6 protein-coding genes are annotated in these 6,202 nt (G+C 46.2%); 1 reads left to right on the top strand and 5 read right to left on the bottom strand.

The window, feature by feature from the left end:
- Positions 1–157 precede the first annotated feature (157 nt).
- From nadS to KDK14_RS04245, 5 genes are all read right to left on the bottom strand, one after another.
- Positions 158–454, bottom strand: a complete 297-nt coding sequence (gene nadS, locus KDK14_RS04225) for a NadS family protein (protein WP_101747685.1) — start codon at positions 452–454, stop codon at positions 158–160.
- Complete coding sequence (locus KDK14_RS04230; RefSeq protein ID WP_163373258.1) at positions 447–767, bottom strand: type II toxin-antitoxin system RelE/ParE family toxin; 321 nt, start codon at positions 765–767, stop codon at positions 447–449. The genes nadS and KDK14_RS04230 overlap by 8 nt, the downstream gene beginning before the upstream one ends.
- 63 nt (positions 768–830) lie before the next feature.
- The gene (locus KDK14_RS04235) at positions 831–3,815 is read right to left on the bottom strand and encodes a Tn3 family transposase (RefSeq protein WP_257263773.1); all 2,985 of its coding nucleotides are present in this window, start codon (positions 3,813–3,815) and stop codon (positions 831–833) included.
- A gap of 293 nt (positions 3,816–4,108) precedes the next feature.
- The gene (locus KDK14_RS04240) at positions 4,109–5,455 is read right to left on the bottom strand and encodes a DEAD/DEAH box helicase (protein WP_257263774.1); all 1,347 of its coding nucleotides are present in this window, start codon (positions 5,453–5,455) and stop codon (positions 4,109–4,111) included.
- Positions 5,445–5,888 carry a DEAD/DEAH box helicase family protein gene (locus KDK14_RS04245; protein ID WP_257263775.1) on the bottom strand — a complete coding sequence of 148 codons (444 nt, stop codon included), beginning with the start codon at positions 5,886–5,888 and terminating at the stop codon, positions 5,445–5,447. Before KDK14_RS04245 ends, KDK14_RS04240 begins: the two co-directional genes overlap by 11 nt.
- Before the next feature lie 113 nt (positions 5,889–6,001).
- Between KDK14_RS04245 and KDK14_RS04250 the strand changes: the two genes are divergently transcribed.
- On the top strand, positions 6,002–6,202 hold a 201-nt coding region (locus KDK14_RS04250), incomplete at its 3' end, for a hypothetical protein (RefSeq protein ID WP_257263776.1).

A 6,202-nucleotide genomic window follows, 5' to 3' on the forward strand; every position in this document is an offset into this window, starting at 1 on the left:
GTATTCCTTACCAGCTTGGTGGGCTGGTTTGGCTGGGTTCACAGAATAGTTACGTGGAATTCTCCACATACATTTGCAAGCCATTGAAATACAAGCAAAAGAATCCCTGTTTTGTTTTTAATATAACGCCCTAAATAAATAGTATTTTTATACTTACTCACTGGTGAAGTAAGGCCATAGCCTGGTTAGGGTCGTTGCGGAACATAATCAGTAATGATCTGGCCGGCCCGAGAGGTTTTCTCACTTTTTGCTCCCATCCCTGCACAGTCTTGATGCTCACTCCAATCAGAGCCGCAAACTTCTCCTGTGAGAGGTGTGTAGCCTTCCTGATAGCCGCAACATCAATTTCCTCATACTTGAACGACCGTGAAGGCTTTTTAATGCCTTTGTTAATGTCGATCGCTTCCTTGACGCTCTCCACCAATTCATCAAAGTTAAATTCATGGTCACTCATTGCAAAACTCCCTCGCTAGTTCTGACAGTACTTTTTTCTCGGCACTGGTTAAGTCTGTTTGCCGACTTTTAGTGTAGGCATACAGCATGTAGAAGATATCTTCACTGACTTGCCAGTAATAGATGGTTCGTACACCACCGCGCTTGCCAGAGTCACCCAACTTCCAGCGGAACTTACGCAGTCCTCCTGTTCCTTTGATAACGCTACCAATATCAGGCTGTGCAATCATAGCTTCCTGCATGGCACGATAATCATCGTCAGACATGAGCTGAGTGATAATTTTGGTAAATACACTGGCTTCTACAAATTCCATATTTAATCCTACATTGTAGTAATAAATATACCACAAAGTGGTATTTTTGCAAACTGTGACCCGTCAGAGCATCATGGAAAGGATCAGGTCATACTCCAGTTTGGACACGGGTATATCGTAGTCCGGCCGGTAGTCTCCAAAGCGGTTAATGTGCTTTCGCCAGTACGGGGACAGGTCAGCCAGTATATCTGGTGTTATCTCCACCCCCTCACTGGCAATCTCCTTCAGCGCACGAGTCATATTTTGTACGTTATGAAGAATCGTCAGATTGGACACAAGCTGATTGTATTTAATGATCTTCTGTTGCTCATGTCGCAGGTTTTCAGCAATGACGCCATCGCCACCAAACATGAGCCATTTACAGAAATCATTGAACTCCTCACATTTGTTCGTGGCCTGATTGATCGTTTTTCGCAAATCAATATCCATGATGTACTTCAGCAGGAAGCGTGTTTTCACAGCACGGCCGAGCTCACGAAAGGCAAAATACAATCGGTTTTTTCGGGTGCCGGAACCCAGTCTTTGCAGGATGGCCGAGGGGTCAATGGTTCCGTGTTTGATAGACAGTGCAACACGTAGCATGTCCGGTAAGTACTTCTTGATCAAAGACCAGTTAATGGTTTGCTCAAACAGGCTGTCAATGTGCTGGTATCGAGCGCCGGCTTCCGGCCGGAAGAAACGCAACTTTGAAACTTTACGAATGCGTGGCATTAGCTCAATGCCCAGTAGGTATGCCAAACCAAATGCTGGTTCATTTTGGGCATGAGTATCTCCATGCAAAATGCTTGGCTGAATGTCCGATTGGTTGTTCATCAGAACATCCAGAATATAAGCCCCTTCATAAGAACCACAGGTGATGAACCGGCTAAACAAGGCAGCATAGGTATCTGACACAAAGTAGTACCCGACGCCACCATAGCTGCCATACCGAATGTGATATTCAGAAAACAGGTTTTGTTGATAGACATCAAACCGTGTGCCGTCGGCCGCTGCCCGCTCACCGGTTCCCCAGCTCTTTGGCAACTGAAAGCGATTATAGGCATTGATGGTTTTGGTTATGGCTTTGTCCAAATCAGGCTCAGAGATATAGCCAATACTGAGCCAGGCTATCTGCTTTCGACTCAGCCCTTGCACCGATCGAGCCACCTGCGTTGGTCCAAGGTTGCAGCCATAACAGAACAGAGTGGTTACAAAGCGTTTTCTGGGTTCTGATACCCGGCTTTTCTCACCAGAAGGAAGAGCAAAGAGTGTATGTAGATCCAGCCATCTCTCAGCCTCAATCAACACATCCAGGATACTCAGGGATGGCATGCATTCATCGATCAAACGCTTGATTTCAGCGACTTTGGCTGTAGGCACCTTACTTTCCGGCCGACTGAGTTTCAGGCACCCTGCCTCAAATCGAACATGTTGGCAGTCGGGAAAGGAGTCATCAGCCAGTGATGCCGCCGATTCCAAACTTTGCTTCAGTTCTTCCACAAACGCATCTGGGTCAGTAGCTATACCGGACTGTCGGCTGTACTCTTCGATATGATCCTGATATTGCTCCAGAGAGATTAATTTATCCCGATAGTCACTGAACATGTCGCCGGCTTCAATGCAGAGGTCGCCAGCGTTCAGGGCTTCCATAATCAGGCTGAAAACAGCCAATTCCAAATAATTTTTGCGCCAAACCATCTGGCCATCAGCTTCTCTTTGGCGTTCAATTACTCTCAGCCAAGGCTCGGTCAACCACTGTCCATCGGACAATGATTCAGGAATGTCGTCAAACTCAGTACGTCTCAGGTGCCTATTTAGATTAATCCACTCCAGCGCATGCAGTAATTGGTCATCTTCACTAGTGGGCTTAAGCTTCAGCAACTCCAGACAATTGAACAACTGTGAACGTTTTTTCTGGTAATGGGACACCAAAAACGGATAGTAGTTATCATCAGCGAGCTTAAGGTAACGCTCACAAGCACTCAGCCATTGTTCGGTATCACTGTTGAGCAGTTCATCCACCTGAGTGGTATCCGGAGAGCCATCAGCGTTCCAAGCCTGAAGGATTTTGTAAAACCTGGTAACTAGCTGATCCGTATCCCCCGTGTTCTTTAGCCGGTACTCCTGGTAGCTTTGCTTGGCGGTATGGTGCAGTTGACGAACCAGGCGAATGAAAATGTTGGCAACATCATCCAATGCTGAAGCGTAGCGTTGTCGAACCAGTAGTGCTGTGAGTGTGTATCGCTTGTTGGCCTGCAACCGCCGCATGGACTTGGCGTCATAGCTGCGAGCCTCATGAAAGAGTGCTTTTTTTCTGGCGGCCGGCAGCCCTGTTATTTCTGGCAGACTCTCTGCCTGTTCTTTGATGGAAGTCAGCCACTTCAGGTACTCCTTGATAACCTTGGATGTCGGTTTGCCACACTCCCGCCGGTACTTGTTCCATAAGCTGAAATGATCGTCACTCTGATTCACGTCCAGCAATTTGTCCAGATGATACAGTATTGGCAGGCTCAGCTGCTGTCGGTACTCGGCAAAGAAATTAAGGCGAACCTTTTTCCAGGCTTTTGTGGCGGAGTCATCAAGAATAGAGAATGATCGTAGCTCATAATATTGGCGAACCAGCTCCTCAAGAACCTCATTGATGATATCGGTGACATGCTCTTTTGTTGACGCTGCACGAAGAGCGGTGCTTTCCACAAGTTCTATGCCAGCCTGACCAAAGGGTTTTATACCCAATGCACAGCGCAGAGTTTGCAAGTGTCGTTGTCGGGTACCGCTTCGATCGTAACTCTTTAACTGGCTCGCGTTCGGGATAAGCTTTCTGTCATAACCCAGACATGAAGTAATATGCCTCAAGAAAAGTTTGGGAATTTCACGAACCTGAACGAAATAACCAAGGTGCTGAGTAATTTTCATAAGAAGCAAAAAGCAAATTCTCGCCGTGGGTTGACGAGTGTTCTGCCGCGCTAATGAAAGTTCTGCATCGTCAGGGGTGTGATACCGCTCAAGTTCTTTCTGTGAGTACTGCTTTTTTAACCGGGGATAGGCGGTTTCATGTTCTTGGCTCACAGGATTGATATGCCTTATTCATTAAATCTGCCCTCGCCCTGGCAGTTCCCTTTGCCGGAACGAGAAAAATATTGACTTATACAGTCTCAATAGCGCTTCGGAGTTTTGAAAGTTCATCTATAGCATTGTCTAGAAACTTCTTTCCGCATTTCAGACAGTAATTTTTCTCACTCTGCCCTTCCTTTACTGTGAGACGTTGATCCCCTTTTAGGATTTTGTGCTTTGAGTTAGCTTTGCAAAAATGAGTTCGCTTTGCGCTTGTCACCTTCAGGTTTTTGATCAGAGACTTTTGTCTACCCACCTTTTAGCTCTCCCTCCAACTCTCTCACTACGTCATCAATAGCCTGGTGAGCGCGATCAAGCTCGTCTAAGGTAAAATTCTGTCGATTGTCTTGCTGTTGTGAAGCACTGGAATTTATCCGATGATTCAGCTCTGCCAGAACCCATTGGAAATTGGTCTTCTGATAGCTGCGATCAAGACTCTTCCCTCCTGGACTAATGTTGCAACGGGCCAATAAACCTCCGGTCTCTTTCTGGATGCGGTCATTCAGGGCTGAACGTCTAGCCTGACGACGATCTTGCCGGGTAGGGCGAATTCGGCGTAACTCTGAAGCAACCCTTTCCGGGCTGATGCCTGTCTCAGCCAGCTGCTGGATCAAAGCAGCGGCCTCTTTCCCGATTGGCTCCATTTCTTCAGCCATGACACCTGTCTCAGAAACGATGTCAACTGGCTGTAACGGCATGGTACTTCCTACCTCTTTGGTAGCAACACCCTTAGTGTCAAAATTTATGTTTTCAGCTTCTGGCAGAAGCTCTGAGAAATAATTCTGATCTGCCTCACTGAATGTACGGAAATCACTCCATCGTTGAGCTACATTTGCGCCTGCATGAAAAACCACCGAGCCTCGGTTTACCGGGTTATCAGGTGCATTCTGCTCCACAACACGCATCACTCTCCCGACAAACTGGACAAAAGGAGAGAGGTTTGCATAAATGCTACCTACCATAGCTACAGCAAGGTATTGATGATCGAAACCCTCGCCCAGCATTCGTGCCTGGACAATTACATCAATTTGGTGGTTTTTTAGCTTATCCAGTATACGATTATTAGCTTCTTGCCCCTCTAGAGAATGAACGTAATCTGCTCTGAGTCCACGAGCGCGGAATGCCTCTGTTATCTGGATACAGTGATCAATATTTAAGGCTGAAGCGATTATTTTCAGACGTTGTTCTCCAGATTCGGAACGCAACCGGCGTAACTCTGCGATAGAACAGTCCACTATGGAAGATAGTGTGCTGTCCTTCATTACAATCCCACGGCGAAATTCCGCATCTTCTCTGCCCAGCCTGATTACCTCCTCCAGACCAATAACCCTCTCGGCTCCTGAGCTTTTATCTATGTACGTCAGCTCAGCAGGACTTAACATTTTGGCTGTTAGCCTCTTGACATAACCAGACTCTATGGCACGAATGACAGGAAAAGAGTAAATGACATGGCCTTCCATTAGTTGGCCATCGGATCTTGTAGGAGTTGCGCTGTAATTTATTACCCGTGCTTCAGGAAAGCGATCGAACACCTGTCTCCAGGATGCAGCCGTATTATGATGTCCCTCATCAACCAGAATTAAATCAAAGATCATCACCAAATTCATCTAGCCATCGGTTTTCTTCGCCTGCAATCTGTTGAATATTGGAAATAACAAGATCAGCATTGGCTATATCGTCGTGATTCACTGAACCACTTGCTACAACCACTGTCTCTGGATGCCCTGAGCCAGTACCGAGTACATTACACTTGTCGTAGAACTTTGATGGACTGCTGGACTTCATGTCCTCGCCAAGCTGATCCCGGATTCGCGTACCTGGCGTTATTACCAGAACGCGACTGGCGGATAGTGCATAAGGAGTTATTGCAATTAACCCCGACTTTCCACAGCCGACAGGCAATATAACCCCAGAGAATCGTTCAGGCTTAGAACCTCTGTAGTGGTCTCTGATGCTCTGCCAGCCTTCACGCTGAGGGGGGCGCAGCAGCTGGTTGTTTTCTATGTGGTATTGCTCTTTGAAGACCATGATAATCTCACTTTGCTACTCTGTATCAAGGGTCAGATATTGACACTAAAAACGATTGTTTTTAATGACAGAAATCATAAAAGAAATGCACTGTATTTTCGATCTGAAAATGCATGAAAAATCCTGTATATTTATGGTTTTCATTAACTTTGGATTTGTTTGAGTTCACAGTGACCGAAGACACCCCTAAAACCATTGGCTACCTGAGAGTTTCCAGTGCTGACCAAGATTTGAAAAAAAACAAATCTGACATTTTGTTGCTTGGGAATTGTCTAAAAATAACTTTCCCATTTCACTCTAATTCTGGAACTATG

Origin of the sequence: Endozoicomonas sp. ONNA2, assembly GCF_024606365.1 — a bacterium.
Lineage (GTDB): Bacteria > Pseudomonadota > Gammaproteobacteria > Pseudomonadales > Endozoicomonadaceae > Endozoicomonas.

Excerpts from the sequence above, each read along its gene's own strand:
- KDK14_RS04230 (WP_163373258.1), bottom strand. The coding sequence starts at position 767 with ATGGAATTTGTAGAAGCCAGTGTATTTACCAAAATTATCACTCAGCTC.
- KDK14_RS04240 (WP_257263774.1), bottom strand. The coding sequence starts at position 5,455 with ATGATCTTTGATTTAATTCTGGTTGATGAGGGACATCATAATACGGCT.
- nadS (WP_101747685.1), bottom strand. The coding sequence starts at position 454 with ATGAGTGACCATGAATTTAACTTTGATGAATTGGTGGAGAGCGTCAAG.
- KDK14_RS04245 (WP_257263775.1), bottom strand. The coding sequence starts at position 5,888 with ATGGTCTTCAAAGAGCAATACCACATAGAAAACAACCAGCTGCTGCGC.